The sequence below is a fragment of the Ignavibacteriota bacterium genome (assembly GCA_016708125.1).
GTDB lineage: Bacteria > Bacteroidota > Ignavibacteria > Ignavibacteriales > Melioribacteraceae.
On record JADJGF010000001.1, the window covers coordinates 3,565,988 to 3,587,437 of the forward strand.

Below are 21,450 nucleotides of genomic sequence, written 5' to 3' on the forward strand. Positions count from 1 at the left end.
CACATTTTACATTTTAAAATAATTGAGATAATGTTTCGGCATTATTTTAAGATATCTATTTGTTATGGATTTTGAAGATTAAAAAAAATAATTTAATAAAGTTTTAATATCAAAAAATATGGGGAAAATTATGAAGGAAATAATTTGTCCAAATTGTAAAAAAGTATTTAAAGTAGATGAGGCAGGATTTGCTGATATTTTAAAGCAAGTTAGAGATCATCAATTTGAAGAAGAAATAAAAAATAGGTTAGACTTGGCGGAAAAAGAAAAAGAAAGTGCCATTAAGTTATCTGAAGCAAATCTAAAAAATTCGTTTCAAGAACATTTAGCTAAAAAAGATTCTGAGATAACTGAAATGAAGTTTAAAATTGAGAATGCTGAGCTTGACAAGAAACTTACAGTTACTGAAGCAATTCAAAAAATCGAAAAAGAACGTGATGAATTAGCAAACAATTTGAAAAATAAGGAAACAGAAAAACAGCTCCTTGAAAAATCATTAAATGAAAAATATAGTGCTGAACTTAAAACAAAAGATGATATAATTAAGATGAAAGATGACGAAATAGCTTTACGCAAAGATATGAAGCTAAAACTTTCAACTAAAATGATTGGTGAAACTTTAGAGCAGCATTGTGAAACTGAATTCAATAAGTTGCGAGCAACAGCATTTCAGAAAGCCTATTTTGAAAAAGATAATAATTCAAAATCAGGTAGTAAAGGTGATTTTATTTTTAGAGAAACCGATGAAACTGGAAATGAAATAATTTCAATTATGTTTGAAATGAAGAATGAAGGAGATGAAACTGCTACTAAAAAAAGGAATGAAGATTTTTTTAAAGAGTTGCACAAAGATCGTACAGAAAAGAATTGTGAGTATGCAGTTCTTGTTACATTATTGGAAGCTGAAAGTGAATTATATAATTCAGGAATTGTTGATGTATCTCATAAATATGATAAAATGTATGTTATTCGACCTCAATTTTTCATACCAATTATTACGCTTTTAAGAAATGCTGCAATGAATTCATTGAAGTATAAAGCTGAATTAGCTTTGGTCAGAAATCAAAATATTGATATTACTAATTTTGAAGAGAGTATTAATTCTTTTAAGGAAGGATTTGCAAGAAATTATGAATTAGCGAGTCGTAAATTTAAAACGGCTATTGAAGAAATTGATAAAACAATTGATCATCTGCAAAAAACAAAAGAAGCATTATTATCTTCTGAAAATAATTTAAGATTGGCAAATAATAAGGCTGAAGATCTGACTATAAAGAAATTGACAAGTGGAAATCCTACTATGACTGCAAAGTTTGAAGAACTTTCTGATAAGACAAAATAAGTTTATGTTGGTTGAGTTAGAAAGTATTTAATTCTCTCATCCCAACAATTTATTTATTTCCCTTAAGGTAATTGTGAAATTAATAATGTTTTATTCATACATCTCAAAAATCACATTCTTCCATTTAATGAATTTAGTTTTATTGTTTTCAAATGGAGATCTCTTATTTCTAAAAATTGTATCCGAATAAACAATGGCGTAAGTTTTATAAACCATTGAATCGTGAAAATTCTGAGTAAAATAAAACCATGCTGATGAATCGATATCTACTAGAGTGTTTACAGTATCAACCAAGTAAGTTAAAAGAGTATCGTACTCAATTACTTTGAAGGAATCTATTTTAACGATATCAACAGTATCAAAAATTACTTGTGGTTTTTGATCACTGGGCTGGCAGGAAGGAAAAAGTGAAAAGAGAAACGTGAAAACGTAGAAACGTTGAGATGCGGAAAAGTGAAAAGAAAAAGGTGAAAACGTTGAGACGTAAAAACGTTGAGACATGTGCTTCGGCAGGCAAGCGTGAAAGGTGAGTAGTAAAAACTTGGAGACGTTGATACGGAAAAAGTGAAAGGTGAATCGGGAAAAGAATAAATATAATTTCATATTAGAGCCTCTTTATTTTTCGTTTACGGGTGCATCCGCACGAACCATGCCTGCCGGCAGACAGGCTAGTATATTTTATTTTAACGTCATACAGTCTGGATTGAAACAAAGTATTGCAATGACATGATCCGTTGGCTAACGGAAAACCGATTGGATTTCTGTGACTATCTCTTCCGGTTTGACGGATAAATTTTATTTGATTCTGCATAATTAGACCTTCCTATATTGTGTTTGACCAACTTCATTTTTTTCTGCAATGAGTGTGATATTTCTTTTCCGGTTATTATAAGAAACGTGAACCCATCCGTCAGCTGACGGATAAAATTCAAGTATTAATTCATCGTAAGGGAGTTTTAGGATTCTGATTGAATCAAAAATTTCTTTTGAAGAATATTTGATACTTATAATATCAGCAGCGCATCCTTTAAGATGTGCAGAATTTCGGCTTCCTTTAACTTCTTTGTTAAGATCATAGGACCTAAAACCAGAAGTAATAATTATTGGAAATTTTACATATTCACGCAAAGGCTGTAAAACGTGCTTACACAACATTTTTAGATTGAATATCTGATCTTGGTTAGGGATATTCGGGATATTTAATCTTTCTGCCGTGTAGCTGTAGATAAATTCTTTTAAGAAAAAATTTTCTGATAATTGTTCGTTAATCATAACTTGTCTGCCTTATGCACGATCAGTTTTTATGTTTATGAAAAAAAGACTGTTGCTGCGGTTTATAATAATTACAGTTGTTACAAAAGAACTTAAAAGTTCTGCTGTAGATTATTGAGTAAAAATCAATTAAGGTAAAAGGAATTCTAAAGGAGAAAAGAATTTTAGCTTTTCTGATTTTTGTAAGATTACTTTTACAAAATTGACAACGCTCTTTTGATTGCTCAATTAGCGGCGGTGTTAATATTTTCAAGTTTTTCATAAATTTTAGTTGATGCTGAAAGGTTTTTACCTTCCAAGATTAAAGAGTTAATTTCATTATATTCTTTATGTGAGAATAAAGCTGCGTGTTTAAGCAATAAAGACTTAGTATCCTCTGAAAGAAGTTCTTTATCGGATAAAAGCAGTTCGCTTTCTTTCTTTATTTCTTTCTTTCTTTCTTTAAACGGTGGTGATACAGTATCAATACTTTCACCAAGATTTACCGTTACTGAATCATTACATTCATCAAGATTTACTGTTACGGTATCGTTACTTTCACCAAGTTTTATTGATACAGTATCATTACTGTCTTGATACTGTCTTGGTACAGTAACGTTACTTTCTTTAGATTGTGCCGTTACTGTTGTAGTACTGCCATACCTAGCGGTAGGTAAACCATGCCTTTCGGCAGGTAGATTGAAATGATTAAGTTTTGGTTCCGGAATAGTTGAATTAACGGGTTTTGGAACAAATTGATGATTTTTCCAGCCATGAATTTTAATTACAATTTCATCAGCAATAATAAGTTTTAGATCATGTAATTTTTTTAATGAATTAAATAATTCAGTTTCAGTAATATTATCACAAGGGAAAACAGAAGCTTTGATACTTAAGAGATCAAACCAAAGTTTGCCGTAATCATCAGCGGTTGAAAATAAACCGATGTATAATAATTTTTCTTTATCCGTTAATCTGAGGAATTTTCTGTTCGACCAAATATCCGGTGTTATCATTCTTTTTCGCATAAGGAACCATGTTTAAAATGTGATAGATTTCGTTAAAATTAATTGGTGTTAAGCTGATACTAAATTTTTCTTTGAAATATTTTTGGAACGATTCGCGAAAATCAAGATTATCAAAGAAGTTATTGAGTCGAAAATATTTTATATCGTTCGGATAAATTTGATTGAAGGTCCATAAAACATCTTGGTCAATTTCATGGAAATTAGAAATTCCTTTTACTTCATCGGGAATATTTAGGAATAAAGTTTTAGGTTCGTTTTCCATTATTCCACCGAATTAATTTTTGCTTTAATATTTTTAATTAGCGGTTCTTTAGGAAATTGGAGTTCTTCTTGTAGAATATCAATTACCGATGAACCATCAGAAATTATCAAGCCGTTTTGATCTAATTGAGTAGTAAGTTTAATTGATTTGATTCCCGGATGTTTCTCTTTGATCTTATATTTAACCGAGCCGAATTTATTATCTTGGCTTGGCAAAATATTAATTTCAAGAGTTACGGAAGTTTCAACGCCGGAATTAACGGCAGATTTTTGAATACTTTCAAAAGCTTTCTGCATTTCATAGGCAAGCGTTCCATCTGCAATTTCATAAAATGCTAATTTCCTTTTTTCGTTCATTTAAGCTCCATAGTTAAAGTAATTTTAATTGGTTTGGATCTTCTAATGGGAAAGCTAAGTTTATCATTTTATCAATTTTGCCGGTTAAGGCAAGAATTGATTTGGCACGTTCTGAGTAAAAGTTGAGTCCCTTTTCTGCATCTTCTCTATTTTTTGCGATGTAGTAACCATTACCGGAAGAAAAGACCAAATAAAATGGGTTGTTAATCAATGAATAATAAATTTGATCGTTTTGAATTTCTCTAACAATAATTGCAATTCTGCGGCTATAATCAGATAAACCTTCACCGGGTAATTTGAACTTATTAAAGAAATAAGCAGCGTCCAAAGGTTTATCGATTGATGAATAATTGATGAGTTCGAATAGTAGTTTTTCTTTAGTTATCATTTTAGCAGCGCATTTATGTAATAAATAAAAAATTTGAATAATGAGAATCTTTTATCAGCGATTGAATAAGCTTTCTTTGTTCTTCTATGAAAAGTGTATAAGCAATAATTTTTATTAGATTCGATATCAATTATCATTTGATTTATCCTCGAACGTTGCAAATCTTTTTAATGAAATTTCATTTGCAGTGATAAAAATTTTAACGTATAAATTTCTATTGGAGTGCATTTCTTCGATAAATTCATCAAGGTGTTTTTTGTAGATTTTAGGTTTCGTGTAGCCGGGAATGAAAGTTAATTTGATAAGATTCTTATCAATAAGAAACTTTAACCAGAATGGCGAGACATTTAGATAATTTGAAGCTTCAGAAAAATTAAGTAATCCCCCTAATACTTTTATTTCCAAAGCTTCAATTCTTTGTAATAAATTACTGTTCTTTTCCATTTTTTTCAGAAATAGCGTTTATAATAATGGAAGTAGCGAAAGATTTTATCTGAAAGTTATTTTTCTTACAGAATCGTTTGAAGCGCAAATAAATTTTTTTATCAATCTGTATTGTAGAATATTGATTATTATTGATCATTGTGTTACCTTGTATATAAAAATGTAGAAAAATGTAATAAATAATATTATCAATAATAAAAATAGCTAATACGCTAAATATTTTCAAGTAAAATATTTAATACGCTATAGATTACGGGGGTAATGTGGAAGAATTCAATATAAATGAATTCTCCAAGCGATTAAAAATAGAAGCCAAAAAAAAGTATGGGAATATTAAAATTGTAGAGGAAAAGGCGGAGATAGCTAATCTTGGAGTTTACACAAAAAAGAATCCAAGGGAACCTAGAGCGACAATATTATATAAGTTAGCTCTACTTGGATTTGATATAAATTATTTATTAACTGGAAAATCTAATATTGAAGAATTAGAAAATCTGAAAAAAGAAGTTAATAGAATAATGAAACGAATTAATGAAATATCCTAGAAGAATTGAAAATAATAATTCAATTTGATCAATTGTTATGGTTTTTATAGTTATATTTTAGGCATAAAATGGCTTCAATATATTCAAGAGGTGGAATACTCTGGTTAGGATGGCTTGAATACCAAGATGATAAAAGGGTACATGCACAAGAAAGTCTTAAACTTAGAGATACAAAATTAAACCGCAAAATAGCGAATGAGATAAAAAAGAATAAAGAGTATGAACTAAAAAATACTCAAATTTATTATATCGGTAAAGTAAAAGTTAAAACTGCGATTGATAGATTTTTAGAAACAAAAAATAAGAAAAAAAAAAACACTTATGATATTTACGATTATTCATTAAAGAAGCTAAGTGGATATAATGAAAAATATTTGAATGATATAGGTAAGAATGATATTGATAAAATAATCAGCAGCTTACAAGCTGAGAAAAAGAAAGAACAAACAATAATTACTTACCTAAAACACATTAAAATATTTTTTGATTATTGTGTAAAAAATAGATTTATAAAGAGTAATCCGGTAATAATTCCGAAAGCAAAAGTTGATAATGTTGTAAAGATAATAAGTGATACAGAGCTTGAGAAAATTTTTGAACATTTTAAAAACAGAAACAAAAAACATTATTATCTTTTGCAATTATTATTCAATACCGGTTTACGAATAAGTGAATTATTAAGTGTAAAATGGGATGATATTAATTACAACAAGAAAACAATAATCATCAGGAACACGAAAGGGAACAGAGACGAAGAAATAATTTTATCTGAAACAACGGAAAAAATATTAAATGAAATTCCAAGGGAGTATGATAAAATATTTGACTATAAGAACAGGCAATCGTTAAAAGCAATAAGAAGGGAATTAACTGAATTTGGTTATACCTTTCATGATTTCCGCAGAACATACGGAACGAAATGTGCAAGAATATTGAAGCCATTTGAATTGAAAAAAGTTATGAGACACAAAGATATTAGAACGACAGATAAATATTATATCAACATAGAACTTGATGAAATAAGAAGTAAGATTAATTTTTAGAATGTTGCAATATTGTTGCAATTTTTTTATTAAACTGTCGAAAACTGTAAAAAAATAATAAAATAGAGTAAGAGAAAAATTATAAATATTGTGAATTTAGAGTAAAAAAGAACTCGGAACGTAGCGCAGCCCGGTAGCGTACTTGAATGGGGTTCAAGGGGTCGCGGGTTCAAATCCCGCCGTTCCGACTCTTACATCAATTCCTAAAGAAATTAATTCGAGTGAAAAATTGAAAATTGATAAACCTCAATGTCATTGTGGTATTTTTGGAATATTTGGAGTTCAAGATCCAGCTATTTATACATATTATGGTTTGCATTCGCTTCAACATCGTGGTCAAGAAGCAAGTGGGATTATTACATCTTCAAATACAGAATCCGGAAAAGTTAAATTTAATATTCACAAGGGCATTGGATTAGTTTCGGAAGTTTTTGCTAATTCAGAAGTATTTGAAACAAAACTACCTGGATTTGCCGCAATTGGACATAATAGATATTCTACCACGGGAGCATCAGAATCCGAAAAAAATATCCAACCATTTACTGTTAATTATAGAATGGGAAATCTTGCAATTGCTCATAATGGTCAATTAACAAATTCAGATAAAATAAGAAAAGAATTAGTTGATGACGGCGCAATTTTCCAAACAACTAGTGATACCGAAGTAATTTTGCATTTAATTGCTCGATGTAAACTTGAATCGCAAGTTGAACAAGTTGTTGAAGCATTGAGAAAAGTGGAAGGAGCATATTCAATAGTAATTTTGACGGACGATAAACTAATTGCTGCGCGTGATCCCAATGGATTTAGACCTTTGGTTCTTGGTAAAATTAATGATTCTTTTGTAATTGCATCTGAAACATGTGCTTTTGATATAAATAAAATTGAGTATATAAGAGATGTTGAACCGGGAGAATTAATTATTATTGATAAAGATTTAAAAAGTGTAGATGATATAAAGTCTTACAGAATAAATACTGTACAAATTGAGAAAAAACATTGTGTATTTGAATTTATTTATTTTTCAAGACCGGATAGCAGAATTTTTGGATCAAATGTTGATAAAATTAGAAGAAAACTTGGTAAAGTTTTAGCAAACCATCATCCGGTTTATCCCGATAATCCAGAAGAAAAAGTGATTGTTATAAGTGTACCCGATAGTTCAAACACAGTTGCCATTGGTTATCAAACCCAATTAGAAAAAATGGGAATTAAATCAAAACATGAAATTGGATTAATTAGAAGTCATTATATTGGCAGAACTTTTATTCTACCTGGACAAGGAAAAAGGGAAGTAGGCGTTAGAATAAAATTTAATACGGTTAAAGGTGTTCTTGAAGATAAAAAAGTAGTTCTAATAGATGATTCTATTGTACGCGGAACAACATCAAAGCAATTAATTAAATTAATTAGAGAAGCCGGAGCGCGTTCAATTCACGTAAGAATTTCCTCTCCGCCGATTTTGCATCCTTGCTATTATGGAATGGATTTTCCATCTGCCGAAGAATTAATTGCTAATAAATTTAATGGCGATATAAAAGAAATTGAAAATTATCTTGGTGTCGATTCATTAAGTTATATGACTCTTGATCAAATGCTGGAAGCTATGGTTGATCATACTCCGGATAATTTTTGTACTGCATGCTTTTCGGGTAATTACCCAATACCGGTAAATACAAACTTCGAAAAGTCAGCATATGAAATATAAAATTGCGTTTATAATATTTTTTTTTATAAGCAATTTTTTATTTTCGCAATCTAAATATTTTGTAAAATATAAAAACCATCTTTCACAAAATGAATGTGAACAAAATCTTTCTCATAAGTTAATCTCAAATTCTGCTAAAAAAAATAACGCTCAAATTTTCCAATCGATTTCCAAAAGATTTAGGACTAAAAGTAAAATTTTAGAAAGAATGTTTACTTTCGAAATTCCATCTGAACAAGAAAATATTTTATCCAAATTTAAAGATGATCCATATGTCGAATATATTCAAAAAGCTTCTACTTATATAATTGATTCAATTCCTAACGATTCGTTATATGCAGAACAATGGGGATTACAAAACATCAATGCGGAAAACGCATGGTCTTACATTCCACAAAATTCAGAAAAAATAATTTTAGCAATAATAGATACTGGAATAGATAATCTTCACCCGGATTTGAAAAATCAAATTTTCAGAAATCAAGGTGAGTTAGGTATTGATATAAACGGAAATGATAAAGCTGCAAATGGGATTGATGATGACGAAAATGGTTTTGTGGATGATTTTTCCGGTTGGGATTTTGTAAATAAAATAAATATTTATGCCGCTGAAATAAATGATGATTTCACAGATTGGGATAATAATCCAATGGATGAAAATGGTCATGGGACAAATGTTGCGGGAATTATTGGAGCTGAACATAATTCAATAGGAATAGCCGGAGTTATTCCAAAAATTCAAATTATGAATTTGCGTGCATTCGATAAAAACGGAAATGGTGAGGAAGATGATGCTGCATCAGCAATTATTTATGCAGTATCAATGGGTGCTAAAGTAATTAATATGAGTTGGGGAGATTCGGAATTTTCTCAAGTGTTAAAAGATGTAATTGATTACGCTTATTCAAATGGAGTAATATTGGTGGGCAGTTCGGGTAATTCCGGGTCAAATCTTCCGCATTATCCTTCAAGTTTTTCAAATGTGTTAAGTGTCGGAGCAATTCAAAGTAATGAAACTTTAGCAAGTTTTTCTAATTATGGATCAACTATTGATTTAGTAGCTCCGGGATCACAAATTATAACAACAAATTTAAATAATACATATAAAAGTATTAGCGGCACTTCTGCATCGGCTCCATTCGTAAGTGCAGCAATTTCAATTATTCTATCGTACAATCATTTTAACAATGAAGAAATTAAACAAGTTATTAAAACCACTTGTAAGGATTTAGGCGAAGCTGGATGGGATGAGAAATATGGTGCCGGAAATCTAGATTTAGAAAAAGCATTAAAATTATTATTACCTTCTGAAATAAAAATAAATTTTCCAGCAAATGAATTTAATACTTCTAATGAAAACATTAAAATAAACATTTCTTGTATTTCACCAAGTTTTAAATCGTATAATTTGCAATATGGTATTGGGTATAATCCAACTAACTGGATTGAAATAAATATTCCAAATAATCAATATCAAACTTTAAATGAAAATGTATATAATTTTGATTTAACAAATCTTTTAGACACAACTTATACAATTCGATTTTTAGTTAACACAATTGATAATAAAATATTTGAAGAACGTTCAAGTTTTACGGTTGACAGAACAAAACCTCAAATTCTTTCCTACTATTTTTCATCGGCATTGTTAAACGATGAAGAAACAATTCAAACATCAATTCAAACTGATGATAAATGTACTGCACAAATATTTTATAGAAAAAAAAATAGCTCTGAGGAATTTAATTCAATTTATTTAGATGAATTTAATTCTGATATAAAAACTACTTCACGGAATCATTTTGGGTTTATTCCTATTAATGAAATACAAGCTGATTTAAACTTGGAATTCTTTTTTGTTATAACAAATCAATCCGGTCTTCAAACTATTTTAAAAGATGGTGAAAATTATTTTACATCGGAAAATTCTATTAAAAAAATTATTCGAAATTATGATGTTAAAAATTATTCAATTCCAAGCGGAAGGATTTTCCCAAATAAAATAAAATTAACCGGATTGGATAATAATTTTTTATTCGTAAATGAAAATTCAACTTCTTCAGATTTAAGTATTTATAAATTTAATAATTCACAAATCACAAAAATTAATTCCTTAAAAAATAGAATTCCGATTTCAGTTGGCAATTTTAATAACGATGAAAAAACTGATATTTTAAGTCTCTATGTAAAAAGTGGTTTTATTGAAACCCTAACCAGCATTGAGAATTATGAATTTCAAAATATTTTCAAAGATACATCGCAAACATTTTGGCCGGCTTTAGCAGAAGATATTGATTTGGATTCTAAAACTGAAATTATTGTTTTTAGCGATGAGAAAACAATCACAATTTGGGAAGTTCAAAATGATTTTAGTTTAATAAAAGAAACTGATTTAAACATTTTTAATATTGAAGAAAGTAATATTCCCAATTCCATTTTTAGAAATAATCAAATAATATTTGGTGATTTTGATAATGACTCAAAAAATGAAATTGTAACATCGGATAATTTCGGAAGATTACTTTTTTATGAAATTGAAAATAATGGAAATTATAAAAATGATTTAATTCTTGAAACATTTTCGAATTACGAATCCGAAAGCCAAATTGCAAAAGGTGATTTTAATGGCGATGGAATTTTAGATATTGCTGTTTTAACAAATTATGAGGATAATAATTTTGATATTCCAATAAGTAATATTTCGGTTTTTACTTATATTGAAAATAAGTTTGAAACTATTTTTCAAAAAGTGTTAATTAAAACTGAAGAAAATTTTACAAGCAGTTTTGATAAATCATATTCTTCATTAAGATTTGCAGAAATAACCGGTGATGAAAAAGATGAAATTATAATTTCACAGAATCCAAATTTATATATTTTTGAATTTGATTCTGAAAATCACAAAATGATTTACTATAAAACTAATGTTAACACACAATCAATTTTTGTTGATGATATTGATGAAAATGGAATTAAAGAAATTGGTATTCCGCAAAACGATTTAATTAATTTTTTTGAACTAAATTTAATTACAAATTTAAACTCTCCAAATATTACAGATTATTATAGTATTGATTCCACCAAAAATTATTTTGTATGGCAAAATAATAGTTCAATGACACGAATTTACAAAGGTAGCAATTTTGAAAATATTCAATTGCACGATTCTACAACTAATAATTTTTATATTGATTCCGTAAATCCAAATGAAACTTATTTCTATGCTATTGATTTTAAAAATAATTCCGAAAATTTAATTTCAAGTAAAAGTAAAATTATTTCAATTTATTCGCATGCTCCCGGAAAATTTGCCTCTGTTGAATTAAAAAATAAAAATTCTTTGGAAGTATTTTTCACATTACCAATTGATAAAAATTCAATAAAATTAAGTAACATTTTTATAGAAAATGAAAATCCAAATTCTTTCACTTTAAGTTCTGAAAAAAGTCTATTGCTAATTACAAATTCCGAACTTCAAAACGGTGATTATCTTTTAAATTTTACAAATATTAGAGATATTTATAATACACCTTTTCAAGATTCAACAATAAATTTTTCAGTAAATTTGGAAAACTTAATAAAGGAAGAATTATTTATTCAAAATTATAAAATTATCGATAATCATAAATTAAATATTATTTTTAATCTTAATTTAGATACGTTAACTTCATTAAATTTAAACAATTATACTTTATCACCTCAGAATAATATTGTGCAAATTCAATTTGAAGAAAATACAAAAAACTCAATTTTTATATTTGCAGAAAAACCATTTGGTTCAATTGGAAGAGAATATATATTATCAATTAAAGATATTTTCTCATCAAAAGAAAGCGGATTTTTACCGATTAAAGAAAATTCGGGAAGTCAAATTATTTTAACTTCTAATTCAGCAAATCTTGATGAAATTTTCGTATATCCAAATCCGGTAAATTTGAGTGAAGTTGAGGAAATGACGTTTGCGAATTTAACTCAATTTGCAGAAATTCTAATTTATTCACTAGATGGTAAATTTGTTAAAAAATTAGTTGAAAATGACGGAAACGGTGGAATTTCATGGAATTTAATTGAAGATAATAATATCAAAATTTCTTCGGGAATATATATTTTTAAAGTAATTTCTAAAGATTTTGAAGGTGAAAATACTCAAGAAAAACTAGGCAAATTTGCTGTAATTCGTTAAAATTATGAAAATCCAATTAAATAAAATTCACACAATTTCGAATTATATAAGTTTTGTAAGATTACTTCTCGCAATCCCAATTTTTTATTTCATCAATAATATAAATGAAATTACGGGAGCACGAATTATTTTAGTTACACTTTATTTATTTGCATATTTAACCGATATTCTTGATGGATATTTTGCACGAAAATTCAATGAAATTTCGGAGCTTGGTAAAATAATTGATCCTCTTGCAGATAAAATTCTAGTAATTATGATTGTGCTTTTTCTTTTCTACTTTAATATCATTTCAGAATTTTACTTTTGGTTAATTGTTTTACGGGATTTGATTATCTTTACCGGCGGAATTTTTGTGAGTAAGAAAATCGGTTTTGTTTTACCTTCCAATTATTTAGGAAAAGCAACGGTTTTATCAATCGGAATTTATATTATAATTGTTACGCTGGGATATAATTCTTCGCATATTTCTCATCAAATTTTCTATAATTTATCAATTATTTTAAGTTTTCTCTCAGTAATTTTTTATGCATTGAGGGGATATAAAGAAATTAAAAAGGTTAAAAATGAAGTTGTTTAAAAATCTAAATTTTGGAAAACTTAAAGACGGATTAACCAAAACCAGAGAAAAAATATTTAATAGTATTTCGGAAACAATTAGCGGAAAAGCAAAAATTGATGATGAAGTTTTAGATGAACTTGAAGAAATTTTAATATCAAGCGATATTGGAATGGAAACCGCCGAAAGAATTATTGAATCTACACGAAGAACTTTAAAGAATGAAAAAGAAAGATCCGAAGAAAAAATTATTGAAATTCTTAAAAATGAATTGATTTTACTGCTTGAAGAAAAAAGTTCTAAAGTTACAGAATATGATCTTATTGAAAAATTTAAACCATACGTTATTTTAATTGTTGGAGTAAACGGTGCTGGCAAAACAACAACAATTGGAAAACTTGCACATAATTATAAAAAAGCGGGATTGAAAGTCGTTATTGGTTCTGCAGATACTTTTAGAGCTGCGGCAAATGAACAATTAGAAATTTGGGCAAATAGAGCTGGTGTTGAAATAATTCAGCGGGAGCATGGTTCTGATCCTTCTTCAGTTGCATTTGATACTTTAACTTCTGCAAAGAAAAGTAATGCAGATATTGTAATAATTGATACAGCCGGAAGACTGCACACAAAAACAAATTTAATGGAAGAATTAAAAAAAATTAAACGTGTTTTAAATAAAGTTTTAGACTTTGCACCAAATGATACATTTTTGGTAATTGATGGAAATACCGGTCAAAATGGTTTAACACAAGCGCAAGAATTTGCAAAATCAACAGAATTAACCGGGCTTATTGTAACCAAACTTGATGGAACCGCAAAAGGCGGAATAATTTTTCAAATAACTGCCGAACAAAATATTCCCGTAAAATATATTGGAGTTGGAGAGGGAATTGAAGATCTTCAAACTTTTGATGCAAAAGAGTTTGTGAACGCAATTTTTGGGTGAAATCCATTCTTATTTTTTAAAAATTGATTTTACAATAAAAACTAACTTTTTCGTTAAAGTGTACAATTAATCATACATGTATTTTACACTAAAATATACACAAAAATAAATTAAATTAAGTTTTTACATTATAAATTTGGCACAATATTGGAATTTCTTAATTAAAATATTGAGCTGACCTTATGAAAACCGCAAATCTTATTCCATTCATTTTCGTAATTGTAATTCTTGCTTCAAGTGTTCAATATTCTCAAACCAGAAACTTAAACGATAGAGTAAAAGAAAGAAAACAAACTGAAAAAAGAAATATTAACAAAAATGATAAACAAGCTGGAAGAACAAGAAACGACGAATTAAAAAATGATAATTTTCCAAAACGGAAAAAAGAAAATCCCAAAATAGAAGAACCAAAAATTTCTAAACCAGTTAGACCCAAATATCCAAAAATAAAACCAAAACCCGTTTATTTTGAAGAAGTTATAGAAATTCCGGTTGAAACAATTATTGTTGAAACTCCGGAAATTAAAAAATTAACAATTGATGAAGTATATCCAAATTTTCCGTTAAGATTAATTGACGCAGAAATAAGTTATATTTATTCGGTAAAGAATGATAACGATGAAAAATTAACAGATATTTATGAATTAAATTTCAGCATAAAACCTAAAACCGATTCTTACTTTTCTCAATTTGGAATTCAAATTTTCAGCTCGAATGATTACGAATATATTCAAATTTTTAATGATGATGAAAATACTTTATTTCAAGATAGTACTTATAATTTTGTATCAGAAATTGAATTGGAAAAATCCGGTTACATAAATTTAAGAATCGGATTTTATGATAAAAATGATGAAATATTTTATCCTGCAATTGAAATTCCAAATAAAACAGATTTGTTAATTTTTGTCAAAAATGTTGATGAAAAAATTTTTATAGAAGAATAAACATATTTTTGCATTTCCTAATCAATCTCAGCGATAGCTAATTATATAGATTCTTTTCTGCCAATTACCTAAATTATTTCCTAAATTTTAGAAAGATTAATTTTGAATAAAAATAGAGTTATAGTTGCTATGAGCGGCGGAGTTGATTCATCTGTTGCGGCGGCTTTATTAAAGAATCAAGGTTTTGATGTAATTGGAATTACGATGAAAACTTGGGGATTTATGGAAGTCGGCGGAGCACCAAAACATGAATCCGGCTGCTGTTCCTTAGATGCAATTTTTGATGCAAAAAGTATTGCCACAAAATTTGGATTTCCGCATTATACAGTTGATTTTACTAAAGCTTTTGAGGAAAATGTAATTACAGATTTTGTTGACGAATATTTAAATGGAAGAACTCCAAATCCATGTGTAATTTGCAACAGAAAAATTAAATGGGAAGAACTTTTATCTAAAGCAGATTCCTTAGATGCTTATTATGTTGCAACTGGACATTATGCAAAAGTTGAATTTAATTATATTTCAAATCGTTATTGTCTAAAACTTGGAAATGATACAAACAAAGATCAGACTTACGCACTTTGGGGTTTAACGCAAAAAAGTTTAAGTAGAACATTATTTCCTTTAAGTGATTTAACAAAAACGGAAGTTCGTAAAATAGCGGAAGAATTAGGAATCAAAACTGCAAATAAACCGGATAGTCAAGAAATATGTTTTGTTGCAGATAACAATTATGAAAGATTTTTGCGTGAACGAATTCCGGATGAAATTGAAAAAGTTGAAAAAGGTGATTTAATTTTTGAAGGCGAAAAAGTTGGAAATCACAAAGGAATTCCTTTTTATACAGTTGGACAAAGAAAAGGTCTTGGAATTGCTTTAGGAAAACCGGTTTATGTTAAATCAATAAATAAAGAAAATAATATTGTTGAATTAGGAAATTCCGAAGATTTATTTAGTACAAATGTAATTGCAGATCAAATAAATTATGTAAGTGTTGATAAATTGGAAATTGGAAATACTGTAATTGCAAAAATTAGATATTCAGATAAAGGTTCGTTAGCAAAAGTTGTTGAAGCAAATTCAGATAAAATTACTTTAGAATTTTTGGAACCTAAAAGAGCAATTACTCCCGGTCAATCTTTAGCAATTTATGATGAACAAGGATATTTATTAGCCGGTGGAATTATTTCAAAAGAATAAAGAGTTTAAATCTGATTGGAGGCAATTTCGAACACACATACTCAAATAACGGTGTATTAAATGCACGAGTACTATTACTAAATCAAAGTTATGAACCGCTTACATTATGCTCTGCAAAGAAAGCAGTTGTTTTGGTTTATTTAAGAAAAGCCGAATTGATTAGAGAAAATCCCAAATTATTGGTAAGATCTGTTTCAACATCATTGCCATGGCCAAGCGTAATTAGATTGAAAACATATATTAAAATTCCCCATAGTAATATTAATCTTACAAGAAAAAATATTTTGAGAAGAGACAATCACAAATGTGCATATTGCGGAAGAGGAGATTTAGCATTTACAGTTGATCATGTAATTCCAAAATCAAAAGGCGGAAAAGAAACTTGGGAAAATTTGGTAACTGCATGTCTTCCTTGTAATAACAGAAAAGGTGATAGAACTCCCGATGAAGCCGAAATGAAATTAAGAGTTATCCCACACAAACCAAATCATATAATGTTTATTTTAAATTCCATAAGCAGAATTGATGAAAATTGGAAACCATATTTATTTCAATAATTAGGAAAATAATTTTGAAGAAATTTCTTATTCTTTATATAGTTGTTGTTAGTCAAATCTTTGCTCAAACTCCTTTTACAAAAGGCATAAATTTAACTGGATGGTTCCAAGAAGAAAAAGCAACATTAATTCATTTTGGGAAATATACAAAACAAGATTTTAGAAATATTAAATCACTTGGTTGTGATGTAATCAGACTTCCAATTAATTTACACTTCATGACTGACGGAGCACCCAACTATTATTTAGATCCAATTTTCGTTCAATTTCTTGATAGTGTTGTAACTTGGGCTGAAGAAATAAATATTAATCTAATTTTAGATAATCATTCATTTGATCCGGCTGTTAGCACGAATCCAAATGTTGGAGAAGTCTTGATTCCGGTTTGGCAGCAAATGGCAGAACATTATAAAAATAGATCAAAATTAATTTTTTACGAAATATTAAATGAGCCAAACGGAATTTCCAGAACTATTTGGAATTCAACTCAACAAAATGTTATAAACGCAATTAGAGAAATTGATTCAGTTCATACTATAATTGTTGGAGGAACAAGCTGGAATTCATACAATGAATTAAATTATCTGCCACAATATTCGGATACAAATTTAATTTATACTTTTCACTTTTATGACCCGTTTTTATTTACTCACCAAGGTGCCAGCTGGACAAGTCCATCAATGGTTGGTTTAGCAAATGTACCATTTCCATATTCAGCCGCAGAAATGCCCGTGATGCCAACATCATTTGATGGTACTTGGGTTGAAACATCATACAATAGTTATAAGACTGACGGAACTGAGGCTAAAGTTAAAAGTCTTATAGATATTGCTGCAAATTTTCAGAAGAATAGAAATGTTCCGGTTTTCTGCGGGGAGTTTGGTGTTTTTATTTCAAATGCTGATACTAATGAAAGAGTTGAGTGGTACAGAATTGTTAGAGAATATTTAGAAGGAAAAGATATCACTTGGACAAGCTGGGATTACCAAAATGGATTTGGTTTATTCGAGAAGGGAACTGATGAACTTTTTAATTATGATTTAAATATTCCTTTGATAAAAGCGCTTGGATTTAATGAAGTTGTGCAAGAAGATTTAGTTATTCAGCCCGATTCAAACGGCTTCGATTTTTATAAAGACAAAATCGGAGGAAATATTACTCCTTATTTTTATCATACAACCGGCGAATTGAATTATTATGTAGATTCAGATTCGCGTGAAGGAAAATTTTCGTTCTATTGGGCAAATGCAAATCAATATGAATTTATAAATTTTAATTTTGTACCAAACAAAGATTTATCATACTTAGCTCAAAACAATTACTATTTGCATATAAGTGTAAAAGGCAATTCTCCAGGGGGAAAATTTGATTTGAGATTTATTGATACAAAAACCGATGACAAAAATGATCATCCTTGGAGGAGAAGATACACAGTAACCGAAAGTAACAGCGGGCCATGGAATAATACTTGGCATGATTTAGCAATTCCATTTTCAAATTTTGTTGAACACGGCTCTTGGGATAATAATCAATGGTATAATCCAATCGGCGCATTTGATTGGTCGCAAGTTGATAATTTTGATATTGTTGCAGAAGATGCAAATTTACTTGGCAAAGAATTTTGGTTTGATAATATTTACATTTCTGATAATCCAGTCGGCATTAAAGAAAATAAAATCTATTCCGAATTTTCACTTTCGCAAAATTATCCGAATCCTTTTAATCCAATTACAACAATTAAATATTCAATTCCGAAAAATGTGAAAAATGAAATTCCTAATGTACATTTAATCATTTATGATATTTTGGGCAGCGAAGTTAAAACCTTAGTTAACGAAAAACAAATTCCCGGAAATTATGAAATACAATTTGACGGAAACAAATTATCAAGCGGAGTTTACTTTTATAAAATTCAAGCTGGAACTTTTTCTGACATTAAAAAAATGATGCTGATAAAGTGAGAAAAATATTTTTATTCGTTTTTATATTTCTTTTTGTGTACAATATTTATAATGGTCAAACCCAATTTACAAAAGGTGTAAATCTTACAAATTGGTTTCAAACACAAAATATTTATGAAATTAATTTTACAAAATTCACCAAAGATGATTTTATTTACTTAAAATCAATTGGCTGTAATGTAATAAGAATTCCCATCAATTTTCAGGCAATGGTTGATGTAAAAAATAATTATAAAGTTGATGATTATCTTTTATTTCTTCTCGATAAAGTCTGCGATTGGGCTGAAGAATTAAAAATAAATATTATTATCGATAATCATCCTTTTAGGAAAGATATAACTAATGAAAATTATGATAAAATTTTAATTCCGATTTGGAAAGAACTAAGCAATCATTTTAAAAATCGTTCACATTTAATTCATTACGAAATCTTAAATGAACCGCACGGAATTTCAAATTTTAAGTGGAATAAAATTCAACAAAATGTTTTAAATGAAACTAGGAAAATTGATACCACACATTCAGTAATTATTGGCGCAGCTAATTTCAATAGTTATAAAGATTTGGATTCTTTAACAATCTATAATGATAAAAATATTATTTACACTTTTCATTTTTATGAACCTTTTTTGTTTACGCATCAAGGTGCAAGCTGGATAAATCCATCAATGGAGAAAGTTAAAAATATTCCATTCCCGTATAACGAAAAAAAAATGTACTTAGATAATTCTTTCTCCAAAACTTGGATTCAAAGTTTATTTAAAAGATATAAAATTGAAGGAACGGAAAATTATTTGAATGAAATGATTGATAAAATTTCTGCATTTAAAAAGAAAAATAATGTAAAATTATTTTGCGGTGAATTCGGTGTTTTAAATTTTAATGTTAATAAAAATGATAGGAATTTTTGGCATAAATTAGTTTCAGAAAATTTTACAAAAAATGAAATACCTTGGACGGTTTGGGATTTCAACAGTGATTTTGGAATGTTCAATTCAGACCAAGAAATAAATTTGGAACTTTTAGAATTATTGAATTATAAGCCAATAAATTATGTAAATCAAATTTTGGATAAATGTTCTATTAAAATATTTTCAGATTTTTGTGAAAATGAAGTTCAGCCAATAAAATCAACGAATTTGAAAAATATTACTTTTGCAAATGAAGATAAAACTGAAGGAGAATTTTCATTAAAATGGGAAAATGCTGAAAAATATTCAACAATTACTTTTGATTTTTCACCTGATAAAAATTTACAAAATCAAGCAAACGAAAATGCTGTTGTAAAATTTTCAATGAAATTTAGTCATGCAAATACAAGAATTGATTTGAGATTTGTTGATTCAAAAATTAATTCTTCAGATCATGCATGGAGAAAAAATTATTCTATAGAATCTGTTAATTCAAATTCTTGGCAAAAGTTTGAAATACCATTAAATGATTTTTACGAAACTGGTTGTTATGAAAATGGGAAATGGTACAATCCGGAAAATAAATTTGATTGGAGTGAAATCGATAAATTTGAAATTGTTGCAGAACAAGAATCATTAATTGGCAAAACTATTCTTTTGGATGAAATTGAAATTTCAATTTGTAATTAATATAAATCTTTCTTAATCCTAATCTTAATCGTTCAAAAAACCTATAATTAACTCAAGTCAATTTTATAAAAATTTATCAAACAATTTTTGTAATTTTGATACTGATTTTAAAATTATTACAAAATTAACTCGTTATGGAATTGGTAAATACAAAAAGAAGAATTTTAAGCGGAATGCGTCCTACCGGTAAATTACATCTTGGACATTATGTTGGTGCGTTAGAAAATTGGGTAATACTTCAAAACGAATATTTTAGTTTTCACTTAATTGCTGATTTGCATGTTTTAACTACTCAACTTGAAACGGATCAAATTTATCAAAATACAATTGATATGGTAATTGATTGGCTTGCCGTTGGACTTGATCCCGAAAAAGCACCGTTTTTTCGTCAATCACAAATTAAAGAGCACACAGAATTATTTTTAATTTTTTCAATGTTAATTACAAAAGCCAGACTTGAGCGAAATCCAACTTTGAAAGATCAAGTTAGAGATTTAAATATTGAAAATATTGTGTTTGGTCATTTAGGTTATCCGGTTTTGCAATCCGCAGATATATTATTGTATAAAGGGGAAGCTGTTCCGGTTGGTGAAGATCAAGTTCCTAATGTTGAAATCACAAGAGAAATTGCGCGAAAATTTAATAATCAATATGGTTATGTTTTTAGAGAACCAAAACCGTTGCTAACAAAATTTTCTAGATTGGTTGGTTTGGATGGTGAAGCAAAAATGAGCAAATCTCTTGGCAACACAATTCTACTTTCTGATGAACCGCAAGAAGTAATTAATAAATTGAAAAAAGCAAAAACCGATCCGCAGAAATTAAGAAAAAATGATCCCGGAAATCCCGATATTTGTTTAGTTTTTAGTTATCATAAAAAATTTAATGAAACAGAAATTAATGAAATTGAAGCCGGATGCAGAAGCGGAACTTTAGGCTGTGTAGATTGTAAATTAAATTGCGCATCAAAGATGAATTTATTTTTAGAACCGATTCTTGAAAAAAGAAAAATGTTTGAAAATAATATTTCAAAAGTTGAAGAAATAATTTTTGATGGGGAAACGAGAGCAAGAAAAGTTGCACAAGAAACAATGCAAGAAGTTAGATCTGCAATGCATTTGGGATAACA

General features: G+C 28.4%; 19 protein-coding genes and 1 tRNA gene. 14 read left to right on the forward strand and 6 right to left on the reverse strand.

Going from position 1 to position 21,450, the window contains the following annotated elements:
* Window positions 1–130 precede the first annotated feature (130 nt).
* Window positions 131–1,342: a DUF2130 domain-containing protein gene (locus IPH62_15425; GenBank protein ID MBK7106664.1), complete on the forward strand. Its 1,212-nt coding sequence runs from the start codon at window positions 131–133 to the stop codon at window positions 1,340–1,342.
* A gap of 813 nt (window positions 1,343–2,155) precedes the next feature.
* Here the strand turns inward: IPH62_15425 and IPH62_15430 are convergent.
* The 6 genes from IPH62_15430 to IPH62_15455 form a co-directional block, all read right to left on the reverse strand.
* The gene (locus tag IPH62_15430; protein ID MBK7106665.1) at window positions 2,156–2,614 is read right to left on the reverse strand and encodes a hypothetical protein; all 459 of its coding nucleotides are present in this window, start codon (window positions 2,612–2,614) and stop codon (window positions 2,156–2,158) included.
* A gap of 224 nt (window positions 2,615–2,838) precedes the next feature.
* Window positions 2,839–3,609: a hypothetical protein gene (locus IPH62_15435; GenBank protein MBK7106666.1), complete on the reverse strand. Its 771-nt coding sequence runs from the start codon at window positions 3,607–3,609 to the stop codon at window positions 2,839–2,841.
* Entirely contained in the window at window positions 3,557–3,883 is a 327-nt protein-coding gene (locus IPH62_15440; protein MBK7106667.1) for a hypothetical protein, read from the reverse strand. Before IPH62_15440 ends, IPH62_15435 begins: the two co-directional genes overlap by 53 nt.
* Window positions 3,883–4,239, reverse strand: coding sequence for a hypothetical protein (locus tag IPH62_15445; GenBank protein ID MBK7106668.1), 357 nt, complete (start codon window positions 4,237–4,239; stop codon window positions 3,883–3,885). The genes IPH62_15440 and IPH62_15445 overlap by 1 nt, the downstream gene beginning before the upstream one ends.
* 13 nt (window positions 4,240–4,252) lie before the next feature.
* The gene (locus IPH62_15450) at window positions 4,253–4,627 is read right to left on the reverse strand and encodes a hypothetical protein (GenBank protein MBK7106669.1); all 375 of its coding nucleotides are present in this window, start codon (window positions 4,625–4,627) and stop codon (window positions 4,253–4,255) included.
* A 126-nt stretch (window positions 4,628–4,753) separates the two neighbouring features.
* Entirely contained in the window at window positions 4,754–5,071 is a 318-nt protein-coding gene (locus IPH62_15455; GenBank protein ID MBK7106670.1) for a hypothetical protein, read from the reverse strand.
* 263 nt (window positions 5,072–5,334) lie between these two features.
* Between IPH62_15455 and IPH62_15460 the strand changes: the two genes are divergently transcribed.
* From IPH62_15460 to trpS, 13 genes are all read left to right on the forward strand, one after another.
* Entirely contained in the window at window positions 5,335–5,616 is a 282-nt protein-coding gene (locus IPH62_15460) for a hypothetical protein (protein ID MBK7106671.1), read from the forward strand.
* A 68-nt stretch (window positions 5,617–5,684) separates the two neighbouring features.
* Complete coding sequence (locus IPH62_15465; GenBank protein ID MBK7106672.1) at window positions 5,685–6,659, forward strand: tyrosine-type recombinase/integrase; 975 nt, start codon at window positions 5,685–5,687, stop codon at window positions 6,657–6,659.
* A 114-nt stretch (window positions 6,660–6,773) separates the two neighbouring features.
* Window positions 6,774–6,847: transfer RNA gene (locus tag IPH62_15470), tRNA-Pro, on the forward strand.
* Window positions 6,848–6,894: 47 nt separating this feature from the next.
* The gene (locus IPH62_15475; GenBank protein MBK7106673.1) at window positions 6,895–8,367 is read left to right on the forward strand and encodes an amidophosphoribosyltransferase; all 1,473 of its coding nucleotides are present in this window, start codon (window positions 6,895–6,897) and stop codon (window positions 8,365–8,367) included.
* 208 nt (window positions 8,368–8,575) lie between these two features.
* The gene (locus IPH62_15480; protein ID MBK7106674.1) at window positions 8,576–12,550 is read left to right on the forward strand and encodes a S8 family serine peptidase; all 3,975 of its coding nucleotides are present in this window, start codon (window positions 8,576–8,578) and stop codon (window positions 12,548–12,550) included.
* A gap of 4 nt (window positions 12,551–12,554) precedes the next feature.
* Entirely contained in the window at window positions 12,555–13,130 is a 576-nt protein-coding gene (locus IPH62_15485; protein ID MBK7106675.1) for a CDP-alcohol phosphatidyltransferase family protein, read from the forward strand.
* Entirely contained in the window at window positions 13,117–14,055 is a 939-nt protein-coding gene (ftsY, locus tag IPH62_15490) for a signal recognition particle-docking protein FtsY (GenBank protein ID MBK7106676.1), read from the forward strand. Before IPH62_15485 ends, ftsY begins: the two co-directional genes overlap by 14 nt.
* Before the next feature lie 182 nt (window positions 14,056–14,237).
* Window positions 14,238–15,002, forward strand: a complete 765-nt coding sequence (locus tag IPH62_15495) for a hypothetical protein (GenBank protein MBK7106677.1) — start codon at window positions 14,238–14,240, stop codon at window positions 15,000–15,002.
* A gap of 129 nt (window positions 15,003–15,131) precedes the next feature.
* Window positions 15,132–16,202, forward strand: a complete 1,071-nt coding sequence (gene mnmA, locus IPH62_15500; GenBank protein ID MBK7106678.1) for a tRNA 2-thiouridine(34) synthase MnmA — start codon at window positions 15,132–15,134, stop codon at window positions 16,200–16,202.
* Window positions 16,203–16,216: 14 nt separating this feature from the next.
* Entirely contained in the window at window positions 16,217–16,759 is a 543-nt protein-coding gene (locus IPH62_15505) for an HNH endonuclease (protein ID MBK7106679.1), read from the forward strand.
* Between the two features lie 14 nt (window positions 16,760–16,773).
* Window positions 16,774–18,720, forward strand: coding sequence for a cellulase family glycosylhydrolase (locus IPH62_15510; GenBank protein ID MBK7106680.1), 1,947 nt, complete (start codon window positions 16,774–16,776; stop codon window positions 18,718–18,720).
* A complete protein-coding gene (locus tag IPH62_15515) occupies window positions 18,717–20,321 on the forward strand; it encodes a cellulase family glycosylhydrolase (protein ID MBK7106681.1) in 1,605 nt (534 codons plus the stop codon). The genes IPH62_15510 and IPH62_15515 overlap by 4 nt, the downstream gene beginning before the upstream one ends.
* 134 nt (window positions 20,322–20,455) lie before the next feature.
* On the forward strand, window positions 20,456–21,448 hold the full coding sequence (gene trpS, locus IPH62_15520) for a tryptophan--tRNA ligase (GenBank protein ID MBK7106682.1): 993 nt from the start codon (window positions 20,456–20,458) through the stop codon (window positions 21,446–21,448).
* Window positions 21,449–21,450 lie beyond the last annotated feature (2 nt).